This is a genomic window from Pseudarthrobacter defluvii, from assembly GCF_030816725.1.
Lineage (GTDB): Bacteria > Actinomycetota > Actinomycetes > Actinomycetales > Micrococcaceae > Arthrobacter > Arthrobacter defluvii_A.
On sequence record NZ_JAUSYG010000001.1, the window covers coordinates 1,410,160 to 1,427,341 of the forward strand.

Here is a 17,182-nt window from a genome sequence, read left to right on the forward strand (position 1 = left end):
CGGTAGCATTGTCGGGGTGCTCATCTCCGGGCAGACAGATCCAAACCCTGTGAATCTTCAAGAAAAGGACCTACCTGGCACATGGCCATTGATGTATTGCTCCCCTACTATGGGGACGTCGACCTGATGAAACTTGCGGCCCAAAGCGTCATGAGCCAGCAGTTCGAGGATTGGCGCCTCATAGTGGTCGACGACGGGTACCCGAGCCCGGAACCCCAGCGCTGGTTCGAGTCCATGTCGGATCCCCGGGTGACCTACCAAAAAAACGAAACGAACCTTGGTGCCAACGGCAATTACCGCAAGGCGCTGGAGCTGGCCGAGGCGCCTATTGTGGTCGTTATGGGGGCGGACGACATCATGCTGCCGAACTACCTGGATGTTGTCGCTAAGGCGTTTGACGCGTACCCGGAAGCCAGCGTCGTGCAGCCCGGTGTGCAGGTCATCGACGAAAAGGGCCGTGCGTGTTCGCCGCTGGTTGACGTCGTGAAAAGGATTTATGCCCCGTCGACCAAATCCACCGTTCTCCTCCAGGGGGAGAAGATGGCCACCAGCCTGGTTCGTGCTGACTGGGCATATTTCCCGTCCCTTGCGTGGCGGACAGACGTCATTCGGCGCATCGGCTTCACAGAGGGCCTGCATGTGGTCCAGGACCTTGCGCTGCTGTTGGACATCGCCGCCGAGGGCGGCTCCATGGTGGTGGATCCGACGCTGTCATTCCTCTACCGCCGGCATTCCGCATCGGATTCGTCGGTTAAGGCCCTCGATGGACGCCGGTTCGACGAAGAGCGGGCATTCTTTGAAGGACAGGCACGGCGTTTCCGCCAGCTCGGCTGGAGTGGGACGGCCCGGGCTGCATCCTTCCACACAACGTCACGCTTGAACGCGGCCACCCTCGTCGCCCGTTCACTGATGATTGGAAAGACCGATTCACTGCCGAGGCTGCTGAAGCACGTGGTCTCCTGAACCTAGCCTTAAACGACAGGTGGCTGCCCCGGAGTGCCGGGACAGCCACCTGTTTTTTTGCCTAATTATGCGGGAGGCAGTGCGTCCGGGCGTGGCCCGCTGCCCGCAGCGCCGCCTCCGGACGTTCCGGATTCGAGCTCCTGCATCTTGAGGCGAAGGATGCCAACCTCCTCAGCCAGGACACGGATCTCATCCTCCGCCTGCGACTGCTCGAAGGACAGGTGCAGGCAAACTGAAACCAGCAGCACCAGCGCTACTGCGAATAACAGGTTTGAGGGCACCTTCACGCCGAGCACGCCGCTCAACCAGAAGAGCAGTTGCGGGAACGCAGCCAGGACCAGCACCCCGATGCCGATGATGATCCAGATAACGGCGTACTTTTCACGCAGGTGGCGGCGCCGGAGCATTTCGAAGATGATGACCAAAATGACCAGCACAAAGATGAAGCCAACGAGGGTGGCCATGGAAACTCCTAGTTGGACGACGGTTCGATTTTCTTGCGCGTCAACGCAAAAAGGAGGGCAAATGCTGACCGGCCCAGGTAGATGGCCGCTTTGACCGGGTCATGGCTGGGAGTTCCCCCCTGCCGTTCACGCATCGAAACGCCCACCTGGCGCACAGTGCACCCAGACCTGATGGCGACGACGAGCGAATCGATGGTGTCACCGAGATACTCTGCGGGGTAATGGTCCACATACTGCCTAATGGCCTTGGCATTGGCTGCGCGGAATCCTGACGTCACATCCGTCAGGCGAGTCCCGGCAATCCGCGAAATGGTCCAGGCAAGAACGTTCATGGCCCACTTGCGGGGCCCGCGCACCGTGTAATTCCCTTTATCCGCGAAACGGGCGCCGATGACGATGTCCGCTTCCTGGAGTCCGTCCAGGACAGCCTTGATGTCACGGGGATCGTGCTGGCCATCCGAGTCCACCTGAATGACCCGCGTGTACCCATGCATCTTGGCGTACTTGAAGCCAGTTCGCATAGCGCCGCCCACGCCCATATTGAAAGGGAGCTGCACCACCAGTGCGCCGGCGTCGCGTGCAACCTGTGCGGTGTTGTCCCGGGATCCATCGTCAACAACGAGGACGTTGCAGTCGGGCCCGAACTCGAACACTTCCCGGATGGTGTTGCCGATAGCTTCGGATTCGTTCCATGCCGGCATGATCACCAGGGTACGGTGGGCTTGCTCTGCAGGAGTCATGCGTTATCGGTTTCCGCCTTCAAGTAGGCGGCAAGCCTGGCTCCGGCGTCGGCTATGTCAAAACCTGTGGACTGTGCCTTGATCAGATTCAGGCCGCTGTTGAGTGGTCTTGGAGCCGCCGCTTTGTCCTTGAAGTACTCAGCTGTGGTGATGCCTGTGACATCAGCCCGGGATGCTCCGGATTGCTCGTAGACGTCTCCGGCGATATCCGCCCAGCTTTTCACCTGGCCGTCATTGCTGAAGTTGTACGTTCCGTAGGCCGCGTCCCGATCGAGCAGGTGCCGAATGAAGGCTGCAATGTCGTCGGTGAAAGTCAGCCTGCCCTTTTGATCGTTTACGACTGAGGGTTTGACGCCTTTGCGCGCAAGGCTGGCCATGGTGCGGACAAAATTGTTGCCTTCCCCGATGACCCAGCTCGTCCTGACGATGTAATGGCGCGGAACAACACTGACAACAGCGTCCCCAGCCGCCTTGGTTTGCCCGTAGACCCCCAGCGGGGTGAAGGGCTCTTCCTCGTCGTGACTGTCCCGGGTTCCGTCAAAGACATAGTCCGACGAGACGTGAACCAAAGCAAGGTTATGCTCGACGGCGGCACGCGCCAGTTGCGCCACGGCCGCAACGTTGATGGCCCAGGAGGCGGCCCGACCCTCTGCAGTTTCGGCAGCGTCGACGGCTGTGTAGGCCGCCGCGTTGATGATGGTGGAGTAGTTCTTCCAGTTCCTGCTGGAGAAACTGTCCTCACTGCTGAGGTCAAACTCCGCCCGGCCTGCGAACTCAACTGTTGTGTCGCCGTCGTACGTTGCGCGCAGCGCCCTGCCCAGTTGCCCATCGGCACCCACCACGAGAGTTTTCTTCCCAGGCATTGGTGCGACGTCAGCCATCCGGGGGTGCGCCTTGTCCTTGGCCGAGAGTTCAGCCTGGGCAAGTGGAATCGGCCACTCGATCGCCGCTGTCTCATCTGCCAGATTCAGGAAGGTGTACTGACCCTGCGCATCTGCGGACCAGTGGTCATTCACCAGGTAGGTGTAGGCCGTGTTGTCCTCGAGTGTCTGGAAGGCGTTGCCAACACCCCGGGGTATGAAGATGGCCTGGCTCGGATCAAGCTCGGCTGTAAAGACGGCGCCAAATGACGGGCCTTCCCGCAGGTCGACCCATGCCCCGAAGATACGTCCGGTCGCAACCGAGATGAACTTGTCCCAAGGCTCGGCGTGGATCCCGCGGGTGGTCCCAGCTTTTTCGTTATAGGAAATGTTGTTCTGGACCGGCTGAAAATCGGGCAGTCCAAGGGCTACCATTTTCTCCCGCTGCCAGTTCTCCTTGAACCAGCCCCGGTTGTCGCCGTGCACCGGAAGGTCATAGAGGACGACGCCGGGAATGGGTGTTTCGTGAGCGGCAAGATTTTTTGAGAATGTCAGGGACATTTGTTACTGGCCCTGTTCCTTGTACTTGGCTTCGGTGATGGCCTTTTGGGGGCGCCACCAGTCTTCGTTTTCCCGGTACCACGCGATGGTGTTTTCAATCCCTTCGTCGAAATTGGAGAACCTGGGTTCCCATCCCAGCTCATTGCGGAGCTTTGTCGAGTCGATGGCGTACCGCAGGTCGTGGCCGGGCCGGTCAACAACGTGATCGTAGGCATCAGGGGAATGGCCCATGTGCTTGAGGATCAGCTCCACAACTTCTTTGTTGTTCTTTTCCCCGTCGGCCCCGATCAGGTACGTTTCACCGATGGTGCCCTTGGCGATGATGGCAAGCACTGCGGAGGAGTGGTCGTTGGCATGGATCCAGTCCCTGACGTTCTCGCCCTTCCCGTAAAGCTTTGGGCGGATCCCGTCGATCACGTTGGTGATCTGCCGGGGAATGAACTTTTCCACGTGCTGGTACGGACCGTAGTTGTTGGAGCAGTTGCTGATGGTCGCCTGCAGTCCGAAGGACCGTACCCATGCCCTTACCAGGAGGTCGGATCCGGCCTTGGTGGAGGAGTACGGGCTGGATGGGTTGTAGGGCGTTTGCTCCGTGAAGCGCTCCGGGTCATTCAGTTCAAGGTCTCCGTAGACCTCATCGGTTGAAATGTGGTGGAAGCGCTTGTTGTGCTTACGCGCTGCTTCAATCAGCGTGTAGGTGCCAATGATGTTAGTGTCCAGGAACGGGCGCGGGTCGTGGAGGGAGTTGTCATTGTGGGACTCAGCAGCATAGTGAACAACGACGTCGGTATCGGCTACAAGACCATCCACAAGCCCGGCATCTGCAATGTCGCCCTGAACGAAGGTGAAGCGTTCCTGGGGGAGGCCCTGCAGCGACTCGAGGTTGCCCGCGTACGTCAGCTTGTCCAGAACAGTGACATGGTCTTCGGTGTTTTCGAGAACGTAGTGGACAAAGTTTGAGCCAATAAAGCCGGCTCCGCCGGTCACTAGAAGTCGCTGCATAATTCCCTAGACTACCGGATTTGCTGCTGCCCTAAGCGAAGGGAAAGATGGGGGACATGCGAGGAATAATACTTGCCGGCGGAACCGGCTCCAGGCTTCACCCCATCACCCTGGGTGTCAGCAAGCAGTTGGTACCGGTCTACGACAAGCCGATGATTTACTACCCGCTGTCGACCCTGATCCTTGCAGGTATCCGGGACATCCTGATCATCACGACTCCCCACGACGCGGAGCAGTTTGAGCGCCTGCTCGGGGACGGTTCCCGATTCGGTGTTTCCATCACGTACAAGCAGCAGCCATCGCCGGATGGGTTGGCCCAGGCCTTTGTCCTCGGCGCTGACCACATCGGAGACGACAGTGTTGCGCTGGTGCTGGGCGACAACATTTTCTATGGCCAGGGCATGGGCACCCAACTGCGCCGCTTCAAGACCATCGACGGGGGAGCCGTCTTCGGATACTGGGTCAAAGATCCGTCCGCCTACGGCGTGGTGGAGTTCGACGACAACGGCAAAGCTCTGTCACTGGAAGAGAAACCGGCTGCTCCAAAGAGCCACTATGCGGTTCCCGGCCTCTACTTCTATGACAACAATGTTGTTGACATCGCCAAGAACCTAAAGCCCTCTGCACGCGGGGAACTGGAAATTACCGACGTAAACCGGATCTATCTGGAAGCCGGTAAGCTCCAGGTCGAAATTCTGCCCCGCGGAACCGCCTGGCTTGATACCGGCACATTCAATGACCTCAACGACGCCTCGAACTTCATTCGCACCGTCGAAAATCGGCAAGGACTGAAAATCGGTGCCCCTGAGGAGATTTCATGGCGCCTCGGGTTCCTCACCGACGAGGAGCTTCGCGAGCGTGCCGAGCCGTTGGTCAAGAGCGGCTACGGGGCATACCTGCTGGAGCTCCTCGCTGAGAAGTAGTTTTGGGGCCGGGCACGAATAAGGGGGTGAAGCCACTGGCTTCACCCCCTTATTCGTGCCTAGTAGGTCAACGTTCGGCATCCCAACTGGGAGTTGTACGAGGCAAATACGGAGACCGCTACCCCGTAAGTGCAGACGCGGTACTGTCCTCGGGCCGTGACCGGAACCGATGTCGAATAGCCATGGTCGCCTGCAGTCTGCAGAACAGTGTTTACATCCGAACGCTTAAGATTCGCTGTGAAGGGGTAGCCCTTCGTGCTGCCGTCCGGGAAGGTTATGTATACGTGGACGGGGTTAGAGACGGCCGGCAGCGCCGGATCAAGTGTCCAACCTTGTGTAAGTACAGTAGCTTGGCCACTTGAGACCTGGATGCTGGCACCGTCGAGAGCACCCGTCGTAGGTGGAGTGGCGGTCACCGCGATGTTCTTACACCCAAGCAATGTCGGTCCGTTCGACACAGGCGCGACACCAATCGCTTTGGCGCAGACTGTGTAATTGCCAGTCGACGATATGGGGATCGCTGCTTGAAAACCATGGTCGCCCACCGTGCCCAAAGCCGCGTTCACGTCTGGCCTTTTCAGGTTCGCCGTGACGTTGACTGGAGCCGGGTTCGTCACCGCGGATCCGTCTTTGGCGGAAATGTAGACGCCGACCGGAATGCTGGTAGCGGGCTGTGAGGGGTCCAAGGCCCAGCCACCAACGACAAGATTCGCGGAATTTGCCGCCGAAGCGAGAGACAGAGAATCATAGCTGCCTGAGGGCGATGGACTGGCAGCAACGGCCACCGTTTGGCAACCCAATGGCAAGTTTGTGTTCTGGCCGATGGCGTAGGTACATGCCTTATAAGTGCCCGCAGTAGTAACAGGAACTTGGTAGTCGAAACCGTGATTTTCCCCCAGTCCTGTAGCACTTTGAACATCTGCTCGTGGGGCATCAGCAGTCATGCGATAACCGGTGGTCTTTCCGTCCGGAGAGGTGACATAGGTGTCGGCGTAAGAAGACACACTGGGGTTAGCCTGGTCTACAGCCCACCCTTTCAACTGAAGGCTGACCTTGTCCGCAGTCCGGATCTGTCCCAAATTGTCGAAGTTGCCAATGGGCACACCAATGCCAGTGGCGGTTACGGTCTTGCAGCCCAGGGGAGTGTTGCCATAGGTGCCAATTGAGTAGGCACATGCAGAATATGTTCCTGACCGGGTGATCGGTATAGAGCCCTCGAAACCATGGTTCGGTCCGTAACCGAGTGCTTGATCAACATCCGGCCTGGAGACGTTGGCGGTCCAGGGATATCCGGTTGTCGTTCCGTCAGGCGCCTTTACGTAGATGTGCAGTGGATTAGAAAGGTTCGTATTGGCGAGATCGACGGCCCACCCCCGGGCGCGGAGGGCGAATTGTGTCCCACTGCCACTGATTGTCAGTTCATCGAAGCTGCCCGTCGGGAGTGCCGCTCCCGCGAAGCGCTGGAGTGAAGAATAGTCACCATTCCAGACATTCGAGTCGCCAGCAAAGGGCCCCGTGCTGCTGTACTGCCAAATGCTGTAGGCGCTCCAACTTGCCGTCGGGACAGGTCCCGCATTATTGGTTGGAGAGGACGGGTAGGCCGCGACCCAAAGCGGATAGTCCCCAAACCCGGCCGGGTTACCCAGGCACTGATTCCACCAGCTCGTGTTTGTATAGATCGCCGGCAATCTACCTGTCAAAGACCGCATGGTGTTGCCGAAGTCCTGGACCCAGGAAGTCAACTGGCTTGGCGACATGTTGTAGCAGGTGTTCCCGAAGTAAAAGCCGTTAATAGTACGGCCTTCGTAGGGATTGAATTCGAAGTCCAGGACCGGGGGCATCGTGTAACCGTCTGCAGACCAGCCGCCCCCGTTTTGAACGAAGTAGCGGGCCTGATCCGCGCCTGACGACCAGTTGGGGATGGCGAAGTGATAGGCGCCGCGAATCATGCCAACCGCTCGTGACCCTTGATACTGGGAACTGAAGAGCTCGTTAGTGTAGTAGTTGCCTTCAGAGGCCTTTACATAAGCGAATCTCGCTCCCATGTTCCATTGTTGCTGCCAGTCCACCGATGACTGGTGGGCGCTGACATCCAGCCCCTGAATTCCGAAGGTCGGCATCCAAGTTCCCTGCGCAGCCAAGGACTCGACGCTGAGCTTTTTGGCGGCGTCAGGGGAGGCTGAGGCAGTGACGCGAGCCGACCGTTGGCCCATCTCAGCTCCGCCTCGTCCAATGGCTTCTGCCATTGTTTGTGACGAAGGAGTGGGAATGGCGGCTGTGGTTTGCAGCGGGTCAGAGGTCGGGACTGAGGTGGATGTTGGAGTCGGAGTCGACGTGGCAGCAACTGAAGAAGTTGGAGCGAATGTTGCCGAAGGGGCTGGCGCCGGACTAACTTCCGCGGCCGTGGCGACACCGGCCATACCAGGCCCGGCAAGCATTGAGACGGCCAACAGGGCCACCCCGATAGTCTTGACAGTTGGGTTACGGGACTGAGACAGGTTCCGCTTCATGTGTGCTCCGGAGACAATGAGATGCTCCCTGAAGCACCTCTTTGGATACTGCTCAGGTGACTTCCCCAGGAAGGCACCTGATAGTGCTATTTCGATAAATAACGCGCTCACCTTAGCATCCGTGTTACTGGCGGAACCAGTGATTCTCTTGTTACTGGTGTGAATCTTGCGGTCTTACCAGTGGGATCTTGAGATTCGGAGTAAATCTTGAGGATCGGCACTTATCCACAAAGGACGCGTTGATGACTTGTTGCCACGGGATAGGGTCCATAGGCTGTTCCTCAGTCGCACTGCCTCCGCCGGGGGCGGCAGTTGTATGGGGGATCATATGGACGCGCTGGACATTGTGGAGGACGAGGTCCGTGAGCTCATCCGCCGCCGTGGTCTCGATCCGCTCAGGCAAGCCGGCGAGGTCCGGCGTTTGGTGGAAGCGGCGGTCACCGACTATGACGAACGTGCTTTGTTGGGACCACTTCCGCCTTTAGGACCCCTTGACGCGGCCCGCCGGTTCCTCTTCGACGCCGTCGCCGGGTTCGGGGTACTTCAACCCCTCCTGGATGATCCCTCGATTGAGGAGATTTGGCTCAACGCCCCCAATGAGATCTACGTGGCGCGCAACGGTGAGTCTGAGCTGACCTCACTCAGCCTTTCCGAGCAGCAGGTGCGTGACCTGGTGGAGCGCATGCTCAAAAGCTCCGGCAGGAGGCTGGACATGTCGTCGCCATTTGTCGATGCCGCACTGCCCGACGGTTCCAGGCTGCACGTCGTCATTCCGGACGTGACCCGGCGCCACTGGGCTGTGAACATTCGCAAGTTCGTCGTGAAAGCCAGCCGTCTTGAGCATCTGGTGGAGTTGGGGACACTGACACCACAGGCGGCACGGTTTCTCGGCGCAGCAGTTTCCAGCGGCCTCAATATCCTCGTTTCCGGGGCAACCCAGGCAGGCAAGACAACGATGCTGAACTGCCTGGCTGCCAGCATCGGAAGCCGGGAACGCGTCATCACGGTCGAGGAGATCTTCGAGCTGCAGTTCCCGCTGCGGGACGTGGTGGGTCTGCAGTGCAGGCAACCAAACCTCGAAGGTGAGGGCGAAATTCCACTTCGTCGCCTGGTGAAGGAAGCACTGCGCATGCGTCCGGACCGATTGGTGGTGGGCGAGGTGCGGGAGGCCGAGAGCCTTGATATGCTCATCGCCCTTAACAGCGGTCTTCCTGGGATGTGCACCGTCCACGCCAACTCGGCCCACGATGCAGTAACCAAGATATGTACACTGCCATTGCTCGCCGGCGAGAACATATCGAGCGCCTTCGTGGTTCCTACTGTCGCGTCCTGCATAGACCTTGTGGTGCACTGCAGCCGGCACGCCGACGGACGGCGGCAAGTGACCCAAGTCCTGTCACTGGGGCGGCGCGTGGAAAACGGCATAATCGAGTCCTCGCTCGTGTTTGCCCTGGAAAACGGAGTCCTGCATCCCCGGGCAAACGCCATGCCCGCGGCGGAGAAGTTTTCGAAGGCAGGGTACGACGTCGCCGCACTGCTGGATCCGCGATGATCGCAGCATTGGTGGGAACGGCGGCGGGGGTTGGCTTCTTCCTCATTTGGTGGTCCTGTTGGGAAACGCCAGCCCCCGTGCTCCGGGAGCACAAGCCCGGCCGCCTGGCGGACCTGCTCGCCGCCGCCGGAGTAGACAAAGTCTCAGCCCGAGGTCTGGTTGGGACTTGCCTTGGGCTGGGGATCTTCGTGGCGCTGATTTTCTACGGCCTCAGCCGTTCGTGGCCTATCGCCGGTTGCTTCGGCCTTTTCGGCGGCTGGCTCCCAATCACCTTGCTCCGATGGCGGGCTAAAAAGCGGACGGCCATGCTGCGCCAACTATGGCCTGACGTAGTTGATCACCTTCGATCCGCAATCCGGGCCGGCCTGCCGTTGCCTGAGGCCCTTATCCAGCTTGGAGATAAAGGCCCCGAGGAACTGCGGCCCATCTTCCGCGAGTTCGGGGCCGACTACCGGGCCGGCGGCCAATTTGATGGGTCCTTGAACAAATTGAAACAGCGCCTGGCCGACCCGGTGGCGGACCGCATCGTCGAGGCACTTCGACTGACGCGGGAAGTGGGTGGCTCAGACCTGGGAAAGCTCCTGGGGACCTTGGCGGAATTCCTGCGGGAGAGTTCCCGGACCCGCAGTGAGCTTGAAGCGCGCCAGTCCTGGACCATCAATGCCGCCCGCCTCGCCGTTGCTGCGCCCTGGATTGTGCTGATTCTGCTTGCGACCAGGCCAGAAGCGATCCAGGCCTATAACACCCCTGTCGGGGCCGGAGTGCTGCTCGGCGGGCTGGTGGTCTCACTGGTTTGCTACACGGTCATGTTGAAGATCGGGGCCCTGCCGCAGGACGAAAGGGTGCTTCGTTGATGACTGTTTCGGCCGTCGCCGTGATCCTCGGGATCATCCTTGGCTGCGGACTATGGCTCGTTATCTTCCGGTCTCCTCCCATGCGTGCCATAACCTTCGCTGAGCGGATTGAGCCCCAGCTGAAGTCGCAGAACCTGGAGTCGCGGCTCCTGCGCATTGGGGAGCAGACCCTCACGCCGTTCGGCCCGCTTGAACGGATACTCCGGCCCGTCCTCCGGGAATGGCTTTCAGCGTTGGGAAGGCTTAACCCCTCGCCCGGGGCGACCGGCCGGCGACTCGCCCAAGCGGGGATCAGCAAATCACCCCTTGACTTCCGTGCAGAGCAGTTGCTCTGGGCAGCGGGCGGTTTTGTCGTCTCACTAATCGTCGTCCTCGCTGGAGCAGCAGCAGGCAAATTCAGCCCGGTTTTTGCGGCAGCGGCGATCATCGGCAGTGCCGCAGCAGGCTTCGTGCTGCGGGACTACTGGCTGGGCGTCCAAGTGCGTCGGCGGGAAACACGGATGATGGCCGAGTTTCCAAGCCTTGCCGAATTGATGGCCCTGGCCGTTGGTGCGGGGGAGAGCGCAACAGGCGCTTTGGATCGCGTCTGCAGGAGTGCGAACGGTGAACTGTCCAAGGAGTTCTCGAAGATTCTGGCGGAAACAAGGGCCGGCAAACCCTTGGTCGTGGCCCTGCAGGAGTTTTCTGCACGCACCGACCTTTCGCCACTGGTCAGGTTCGTCGACGGGATCATCGTAGCGGTGGAAAGAGGAACTCCTTTGGCGGACGTGCTCCGCGCACAGGCGCAGGACGTACGCGATTCAGCGAAGCGCGACCTTATGGAGGCGGCTGGAAAGAAGGAAATCGCGATGATGGTGCCCCTGGTTTTCGGAGTGCTTCCCCTGACCGTCGTGTTTGCGGTATTTCCCGGCTTGGCCGCCATCAACCTGGGCTTCTGATGGCCAAACCCCCGAGGCCCAAACTTCAGCAACAACTGCATGTCCCTTCTAGGAACAGGAATAGGACCAAATGAACATCATGGGAACCCGCTTCGTGGCGCTGCTTCTTGGCCTTGCGGCGTCGCTGCACTTTCAGGTGCTCCGGACGATCCGGCCGCACCGTCTTCGGGGCGCACAGAGTGGCCTCTGGCAGGATAACGGCGAACTGGTTGCCGTGCACGCCAACGATCATCCTGAACGCGGTGACGTTCCGGGGTGGGTGATGATCACACTGATGTCCGCGGTCCTGGTTGCGGCCCTGCTGGCGCTCGCAGGCCCGGCACTGGAGGCTATGTTCAACCAGGCCATGGACAAGGTAGGGAACTGAACCATGGGGATGTCCGCTCCCGGGCCGGCGGTGCAGCCGGAGTTATCCCGGCCGGGTGAGCGGGGTTCAGCCGTCGTGGACTTTGTCCTGGTCGGCGGGCTGCTGACGATGTTCTTTTTGGCAATTATCCAACTGACCCTGGTTCTGCACGTCCGGAATACGCTCATCGATGCTGCTGCGTCCGGGGCGCGGTATGGAACCCTCGCTGACCGCACCGCCTCTGACGCGCAAGAACGAACCCGAAGCCTCATCAAGGTGGCATTGAACCAAAGCTTTGCTGAACAGGTCAGTACCCAGGAAGTGAACCTGCAAGGGATGCGCACCCTGGAAGTGACTGTCCGGTCTCCCATGCCGGTCATCGGTCTTATCGGACCGCGGGACATGCTGGAGGTGAAAGGGCATGCAGCCATTCAGCCCTGATGCGTTCCATCCCTTGTCAGTGCACAGGTCCAATGTCCGTCGGCGCTTTCGGGCGCGCCTCGCAGTGGCACTGTGCCGAGAGAAAGCAGGGGACTACGAGCTGGGTTGTGCATCCCCGGGAACCTGCCGCCGAGCGCAGGGGATGCCACGGCAGAGCCACCCGAATGAAAAGGGAAGCGCCGTCGTCGAGTTCACCTTCCTTGCACTCCTGTTGATGGTCCCGATTGTGTACTTCGTTATTACGGTTGGTCAGATCCAGGGCGGTTCCTTTGCCGTAGTGGGCGCCGCCGACCAGGCTGCGAAGGTCTTTGTCGCCCAGGCCGATGCCTCTACGGCGCAGGCGGCCGCGGAGCGGGCGGTGGCCCTTGCCCTTTCCGACTTCGGGCACCAGCCGGACCGCGCAAACATGAGCACCACGTGTAATCCTGCTGACTGCCAGGCGGCGGGCACGGCCGTAACGGTGACCGTGAGACTGACGGTGCCGCTGCCGTTCGTGCCGTTTGCCGAAGGGTTGTCCGCAACGGAAGTAGAAGCTTCTTCGACCCAGCTCGTGGGGCGGTACCGGTGAAAGGCCGAGCTGACGAAAGCGGTCAGCTGATGGTGATGATCCTCGGCTACGTGCTCCTGGCCCTTCTGGTGGCGACGGTGGTCATCGGGACATCCGCCGTCTATCTGGAGCACAAGCGCCTTCTGTCCCTGGCGGACGGGGCATCGCTTGCCGCTGCCGACAGCTACACGCTGGGGGAAGTCTCAACACAGGGCGGAAGCCCTTCGGCAGTCCTCAACCCCGCCCGCGTCCGGAACGTGGCAGCCGACTTCGTTGCAAGGAGCCCTGCCTCGCAACGTTTCTCCGGCCTTGCCGTGACGGGGGCAACGGGTTCGCCGGACGGTTCCACCGCCGTCGTGGTCCTCACAGCGGCCGTCCACCCGCCTGTGGTGAATTTCCTTATTCCCGACGGAATCCCCATTGAGGCGACGTCCACCGCGCGCTCGCGGTTGATTCGGTAAGGCGCTGAGCGCCGAGCTGGCCGGTATTCCCCGATAGCGTAGGCTTAAACCACCATGGCCAATATTGATTTTTCCGCTGAGATCCGCGCGCTTCGCGCCACCTACGAGTCCATCGAACGCGTTACCGACGTCGAGGCGCTCAAGGAAGACATCGCCGAACTCAGCGAGCGGGCGGGCGAGCCGAACCTTTGGGACGACCCCGCGGCCGCGCAGAAAATCACCTCCCGGCTCTCGCACCGCCAGTCCGAACTGGAGCGCCTGACCAGCCTGGAGGCCCGGATTGACGACCTTGAGGTCCTGGTGGAACTCGGGCAGGACGAGGACGACGCAGACTCGATGGGGGAGGCCGCTGCCGAACTCGAGTCCATCAAGAAGGCCCTCAAAGACCTGGAAGTGGTCACCCTGCTGTCCGGTGAATACGACGAACGCGAAGCTGTGGTTTCCATCAGGGCAGGTGCCGGCGGCGTTGATGCCGCGGACTTCGCAGAAATGCTGATGCGCATGTACCTCCGCTGGGCTGAGCGGCACGGGTACCCCACCACTGTCATGGACACCTCGTACGCGGAGGAAGCCGGACTGAAGTCAGCCACTTTCGAGGTGAAGGCACCCTATGCATTCGGCACCCTCAGTGTGGAAGCCGGCACCCACCGCCTTGTCAGGATCAGTCCGTTCGACAACCAGGGCCGCCGCCAGACGTCGTTCGCGGCCGTTGAAGTCATCCCGCTGATCGAGCAGACAGACTCGATCGAGATCCCGGACAACGAAATCCGGGTGGACGTATTCCGTTCATCCGGCCCGGGCGGCCAGTCGGTCAACACCACGGACTCCGCGGTCCGCCTCACGCACATCCCCACCGGCACCGTGGTCTCAATGCAGAACGAAAAATCCCAGCTGCAGAACCGCGCGGCTGCCATGCGCGTGCTGCAGTCCCGCCTCCTGCTCTTGAAGAAGGAGCAGGAGGATGCGGAGAAGAAGGCGCTGGCCGGGGATGTCAAGGCGTCCTGGGGTGACCAGATGCGTTCCTACGTGCTGAACCCGTATCAAATGGTGAAGGACCTGCGCACCGAGCACGAGGTGGGAAACACCTCCGCGGTGTTCGATGGCGAGATTGACGACTTCATCGACGCCGGCATCCGCTGGCGTACTGACAACCGGAACGCGGACAACAACAGCTGATTGCAGTCGCGCACACAAAAACAAAGCACCCGAACCTAAAAAGAACTGCCCCGGCATGGAGATGCCGGGGCAGTTCTTTTCAGTCACTCGAGAATTGCAGTCGCTGGACCCTATTTCCTGTCCGCGGAGCCACGGCGCCGCAGCGTGTTCCAGCGGGCGGCCAGACCCCATTTGGTGACGTTGATCATGGCTTCGATCACGATGTTGCCGCTCATCTTCGAGGCGCCGAGTTCGCGTTCGACGAAGGTGATGGGGCGTTCTTCAATGCGGAGGCCCAGTTTGGCCACGCGCCAGGCAAGGTCCACCTGGAAGCCGTAGCCCACCGAGTCGACCTGGTCCAGGTTGAGTTTTTCGAGGGTGGTCCTGCGGAACGCGCGGTAGCCGCCGGTGACGTCCTTGATGGGCAGGGCCAGCATCAGCCGGGCGTAGGTGCTGCCCACGCGTGAGATGGCCTGGCGGTAGAGGGGCCAGTTGACCACGCTGCCGCCGGGAACCCAGCGTGAGCCCATGGCCAGGTCTGCGCCCTGGTCCACCGCTTCAAGGAGCTGGGGAAGCTGTTCGGGCTGGTGGGAACCGTCTGCGTCCATCTCGACCAGGACGTCGTAGCCGGCGTCCAGGCCCCATTTGAAACCGGCGATGTAGGCCGCGCCCAGGCCTTCCTTGCCCTTGCGGTGCAGGACGTGCACCTGGGAGTCCTCAGCGGCGAAGCCGTCGGCAAGCTGGCCGGTGCCGTCGGGGCTGTTGTCATCGACCACCAGCACGTCCGACGCCGGAACGGCCTTCCGAAGGCGCTGCAGCGTCTTGGGCAGTGATTCCAGTTCGTTGTAGGTGGGAATGATCGTAAGGACGCGCACAAGAGGCCTTCCTGGAGGGAATGGTGGATGCGCTTGGAGCAGCTTGGCTGCTCCAGGGCACAGCCACCCATTATAAAGAAAACCAACGGGGCCGGTCTGGCGAGCGGTCCTCCACACAAAGGTGCCGATCCGGCGACACGCCCCAAAAGCCCGGCCAACCACCGGACATTTTTGCGTATAGTCAAGGGGCCGGGGCCCTACTTTCCCCAAACGAAAACCCGTGCACCGGCTGCAGAACTGGGCTGCATCAGTAAGAATCAGCCATGCCCTGCAGGGTAATTAGGGCCATGATCCGATTCGAAAATGTCACCAAGGTCTACGACCAGAAAGCCCGCCCGGCGCTGGACTCCGTCACCCTTGAGATTGACCGCGGCGAATTCGCCTTCCTTGTCGGCGCCTCCGGTTCCGGCAAATCCACCTTCCTCCGGCTTGTTTTGAAGGAAGACCGCGCCACCTCCGGCGCCGTCTACGTTGCCGGCCAGAACGTCGCCAAGATTTCCAGCTGGCGGGTTCCGCGCCTCCGCCGCGGCATCGGCGTCGTCTTCCAGGACTTCCGCCTCCTGCCGCAGAAAAATGTCTTCGCCAACGTGGCGTTCGCCATGCAGGTCATCGGCAAGAGCCGCAGCGTCATCCGCGACACGGTTCCCGAGGTCCTCAAGACGGTCGGGCTTGAAGGCAAAGAACACCGCATGCCGCACGAACTGTCCGGCGGTGAGCAGCAGCGCGTCGCCATCGCCCGCGCGGTGGTCAACCGCCCCGGGATCCTCCTCGCCGACGAACCCACCGGAAACCTGGATCCCACCACGTCCATGGGCATCATGGGCGTGCTGGACAAGATCAACCAGAACGGAACCACGGTGGTGATGGCCACGCACGATGACGACATCGTCAACGAGATGCGCAAGCGGGTGGTCGAGCTCAAGAACGGTGTCGTGATCCGCGACGAAGCAAAGGCTCTCTACACCTCGATGATTCCCGTCGTCGGCCAGTCCCGGCGGCTGAAGGACGCCAGCGGCAGGGACACGCCCGACGGCGGACTGCCGGGCAAGGGTGCCGAAGGCGAGGCCCAGCGATGAGGCTCGCGTTCATCCTTTCCGAGATCGGCAGCGGCCTGCGCCGCAACCTTTCCATGGTTGTCTCGGTCATCCTGGTGACGTTTGTGTCCCTCACCTTCGTGGGCGCGGCGGGGATGCTGCAGATGCAGATCAACCAGATGAAGGGCTACTGGTACGACAAGGTGCAGGTTGCCATCTTCCTGTGCAGTGAAGGTTCGACGGCGCCCGGTTGCGCGTCCGGGCCCGTCACCCCTGAGCAGCAACAGGGCCTCAACGCGCTCCTGGAGTCCCCGGCCGTGGCGCAGTACATCAACGACTTCCAGTTCGAGTCCAAGGATGAGGCCTACAAGCACTTCAAGGACCAATTCTCCAACTCGCCCATCGTTGACTCCGTGACGCCGGACCAGCTGCCGGCATCGTTCCGGATCAACATGAAGGACCCGGAAAAGTACCAGATCATCAGCGAGACCTTCTCCTCCCAGCCAGGAGTGGAAACGGTGATCGACCAGCGCCAGCTGCTCGAACGCCTCTTCTCTGTGATGAACGGTGCTTCCCTGGTGGCAGTGGGCATTGCAGGTGTGATGATCGTCTGCGCGATCCTGCTGATCGCCACCACCATCAGGCTCTCTGCATTCAGCAGGCGCAGGGAGACCGGAATCATGCGGCTTGTCGGTGCATCCAAGACCGTCATCCAGTTGCCGTTTATCCTCGAGGGCGTCATAGCGGCAGTCATCGGTGCAGCCCTGGCTTCGGGCACCCTGTGGGCTGTGGCGCAATTTTTCCTGGGCGACTACATGTCCCGCCAGTACCCCGATACTGCGTTCATCTCGTCCGGGCAGACCCTGATCCTCGCTCCGGCGCTGCTGATCCTTGGCGGATCCTTGGCAGGAATTTCGTCTCTCTTGACCTTACGTAGATATTTGCGCGTTTAGGCT

18 protein-coding genes are annotated in these 17,182 nt (G+C 60.7%); 12 read left to right on the forward strand and 6 right to left on the reverse strand.

From position 1 onward, the window contains the following. The first annotated feature begins 81 nt into the window (after positions 1–81). The gene (locus QF031_RS06575; RefSeq protein ID WP_307425666.1) at positions 82–963 is read left to right on the forward strand and encodes a glycosyltransferase family 2 protein; all 882 of its coding nucleotides are present in this window, start codon (positions 82–84) and stop codon (positions 961–963) included. Between the two features lie 65 nt (positions 964–1,028). Here the strand turns inward: QF031_RS06575 and QF031_RS06580 are convergent, their stop codons facing one another. From QF031_RS06580 to rfbB, 4 genes are read right to left on the reverse strand one after another with little or no spacing between them, the layout of a single operon-like run. Continuing rightward, positions 1,029–1,427, reverse strand: a complete 399-nt coding sequence (locus tag QF031_RS06580; RefSeq protein WP_307425669.1) for a DUF2304 domain-containing protein — start codon at positions 1,425–1,427, stop codon at positions 1,029–1,031. Between the two features lie 8 nt (positions 1,428–1,435). Beyond that, entirely contained in the window at positions 1,436–2,167 is a 732-nt protein-coding gene (locus QF031_RS06585) for a glycosyltransferase family 2 protein (RefSeq protein ID WP_307425672.1), read from the reverse strand. Beyond that, on the reverse strand, positions 2,164–3,588 hold the full coding sequence (locus QF031_RS06590; protein WP_307425675.1) for a bifunctional dTDP-4-dehydrorhamnose 3,5-epimerase family protein/NAD(P)-dependent oxidoreductase: 1,425 nt from the start codon (positions 3,586–3,588) through the stop codon (positions 2,164–2,166). Before QF031_RS06590 ends, QF031_RS06585 begins: the two co-directional genes overlap by 4 nt. A 3-nt stretch (positions 3,589–3,591) precedes the next feature. Further along, on the reverse strand, positions 3,592–4,590 hold the full coding sequence (rfbB, locus tag QF031_RS06595) for a dTDP-glucose 4,6-dehydratase (protein WP_307425679.1): 999 nt from the start codon (positions 4,588–4,590) through the stop codon (positions 3,592–3,594). Between the two features lie 56 nt (positions 4,591–4,646). On the opposite strand from rfbB, the gene rfbA reads away from it, so the two are divergent. Then, on the forward strand, positions 4,647–5,513 hold the full coding sequence (gene rfbA, locus QF031_RS06600; RefSeq protein ID WP_307425682.1) for a glucose-1-phosphate thymidylyltransferase RfbA: 867 nt from the start codon (positions 4,647–4,649) through the stop codon (positions 5,511–5,513). A gap of 59 nt (positions 5,514–5,572) precedes the next feature. Here rfbA and QF031_RS06605 read toward each other — a convergent pair whose 3' ends face one another. After that, a complete protein-coding gene (locus QF031_RS06605) occupies positions 5,573–7,633 on the reverse strand; it encodes a lysozyme (RefSeq protein WP_307425685.1) in 2,061 nt (686 codons plus the stop codon). A 718-nt stretch (positions 7,634–8,351) separates the two neighbouring features. On the opposite strand from QF031_RS06605, the gene QF031_RS06610 reads away from it, so the two are divergent. The 8 genes from QF031_RS06610 (at position 8,352) to prfB (ending at position 14,338) form a co-directional block, all read left to right on the forward strand. Further along, the gene (locus QF031_RS06610; protein WP_307425688.1) at positions 8,352–9,575 is read left to right on the forward strand and encodes a CpaF family protein; all 1,224 of its coding nucleotides are present in this window, start codon (positions 8,352–8,354) and stop codon (positions 9,573–9,575) included. Then, positions 9,572–10,429: a type II secretion system F family protein gene (locus QF031_RS06615; RefSeq protein WP_307425692.1), complete on the forward strand. Its 858-nt coding sequence runs from the start codon at positions 9,572–9,574 to the stop codon at positions 10,427–10,429. Before QF031_RS06610 ends, QF031_RS06615 begins: the two co-directional genes overlap by 4 nt. Further along, complete coding sequence (locus QF031_RS06620; protein ID WP_307425695.1) at positions 10,426–11,367, forward strand: type II secretion system F family protein; 942 nt, start codon at positions 10,426–10,428, stop codon at positions 11,365–11,367. Before QF031_RS06615 ends, QF031_RS06620 begins: the two co-directional genes overlap by 4 nt. 70 nt (positions 11,368–11,437) lie before the next feature. After that, positions 11,438–11,734 carry a hypothetical protein gene (locus tag QF031_RS06625; RefSeq protein ID WP_307433582.1) on the forward strand — a complete coding sequence of 99 codons (297 nt, stop codon included), beginning with the start codon at positions 11,438–11,440 and terminating at the stop codon, positions 11,732–11,734. A gap of 3 nt (positions 11,735–11,737) precedes the next feature. Continuing rightward, on the forward strand, positions 11,738–12,154 hold the full coding sequence (locus QF031_RS06630) for a TadE family protein (protein WP_307425698.1): 417 nt from the start codon (positions 11,738–11,740) through the stop codon (positions 12,152–12,154). Between the two features lie 142 nt (positions 12,155–12,296). Then, on the forward strand, positions 12,297–12,722 hold the full coding sequence (locus QF031_RS06635; protein ID WP_307425701.1) for a hypothetical protein: 426 nt from the start codon (positions 12,297–12,299) through the stop codon (positions 12,720–12,722). 29 nt (positions 12,723–12,751) lie between these two features. Beyond that, on the forward strand, positions 12,752–13,162 hold the full coding sequence (locus tag QF031_RS06640) for a pilus assembly protein TadG-related protein (RefSeq protein ID WP_307425704.1): 411 nt from the start codon (positions 12,752–12,754) through the stop codon (positions 13,160–13,162). 54 nt (positions 13,163–13,216) lie between these two features. Continuing rightward, complete coding sequence (prfB, locus tag QF031_RS06645) at positions 13,217–14,338, forward strand: peptide chain release factor 2 (RefSeq protein WP_307425707.1); 1,122 nt, start codon at positions 13,217–13,219, stop codon at positions 14,336–14,338. A gap of 110 nt (positions 14,339–14,448) precedes the next feature. On the opposite strand, the gene QF031_RS06650 is transcribed toward prfB, so the two are convergent. Next, positions 14,449–15,192, reverse strand: a complete 744-nt coding sequence (locus QF031_RS06650) for a polyprenol monophosphomannose synthase (RefSeq protein ID WP_307425711.1) — start codon at positions 15,190–15,192, stop codon at positions 14,449–14,451. 287 nt (positions 15,193–15,479) lie between these two features. Here QF031_RS06650 and ftsE point away from each other — a divergent pair, with 287 nt between their 5' ends. Further along, a complete protein-coding gene (gene ftsE, locus QF031_RS06655; protein ID WP_307425714.1) occupies positions 15,480–16,268 on the forward strand; it encodes a cell division ATP-binding protein FtsE in 789 nt (262 codons plus the stop codon). Then, the gene (ftsX, locus tag QF031_RS06660) at positions 16,265–17,179 is read left to right on the forward strand and encodes a permease-like cell division protein FtsX (protein ID WP_043453535.1); all 915 of its coding nucleotides are present in this window, start codon (positions 16,265–16,267) and stop codon (positions 17,177–17,179) included. Before ftsE ends, ftsX begins: the two co-directional genes overlap by 4 nt. Positions 17,180–17,182 lie beyond the last annotated feature (3 nt).

Coding starts and splice junctions, on each gene's coding strand:
- QF031_RS06625 (WP_307433582.1), top strand. CDS start 11,438: ATGAACATCATGGGAACCCGCTTCGTGGCGCTGCTTCTTGGCCTTGCG.
- QF031_RS06635 (WP_307425701.1), top strand. CDS start 12,297: ATGCCACGGCAGAGCCACCCGAATGAAAAGGGAAGCGCCGTCGTCGAG.
- QF031_RS06590 (WP_307425675.1), bottom strand. CDS start 3,588: ATGTCCCTGACATTCTCAAAAAATCTTGCCGCTCACGAAACACCCATT.
- QF031_RS06610 (WP_307425688.1), top strand. CDS start 8,352: ATGGACGCGCTGGACATTGTGGAGGACGAGGTCCGTGAGCTCATCCGC.
- rfbA (WP_307425682.1), top strand. CDS start 4,647: ATGCGAGGAATAATACTTGCCGGCGGAACCGGCTCCAGGCTTCACCCC.
- ftsX (WP_043453535.1), top strand. CDS start 16,265: ATGAGGCTCGCGTTCATCCTTTCCGAGATCGGCAGCGGCCTGCGCCGC.
- QF031_RS06585 (WP_307425672.1), bottom strand. CDS start 2,167: ATGACTCCTGCAGAGCAAGCCCACCGTACCCTGGTGATCATGCCGGCA.
- prfB (WP_307425707.1), top strand. CDS start 13,217: ATGGCCAATATTGATTTTTCCGCTGAGATCCGCGCGCTTCGCGCCACC.
- QF031_RS06630 (WP_307425698.1), top strand. CDS start 11,738: ATGGGGATGTCCGCTCCCGGGCCGGCGGTGCAGCCGGAGTTATCCCGG.
- QF031_RS06640 (WP_307425704.1), top strand. CDS start 12,752: ATGGTGATGATCCTCGGCTACGTGCTCCTGGCCCTTCTGGTGGCGACG.
- QF031_RS06580 (WP_307425669.1), bottom strand. CDS start 1,427: ATGGCCACCCTCGTTGGCTTCATCTTTGTGCTGGTCATTTTGGTCATC.
- QF031_RS06615 (WP_307425692.1), top strand. CDS start 9,572: ATGATCGCAGCATTGGTGGGAACGGCGGCGGGGGTTGGCTTCTTCCTC.
- QF031_RS06605 (WP_307425685.1), bottom strand. CDS start 7,633: ATGCCGACCTTCGGAATTCAGGGGCTGGATGTCAGCGCCCACCAGTCA.
- rfbB (WP_307425679.1), bottom strand. CDS start 4,590: ATGCAGCGACTTCTAGTGACCGGCGGAGCCGGCTTTATTGGCTCAAAC.
- ftsE (WP_307425714.1), top strand. CDS start 15,480: ATGATCCGATTCGAAAATGTCACCAAGGTCTACGACCAGAAAGCCCGC.
- QF031_RS06575 (WP_307425666.1), top strand. CDS start 82: ATGGCCATTGATGTATTGCTCCCCTACTATGGGGACGTCGACCTGATG.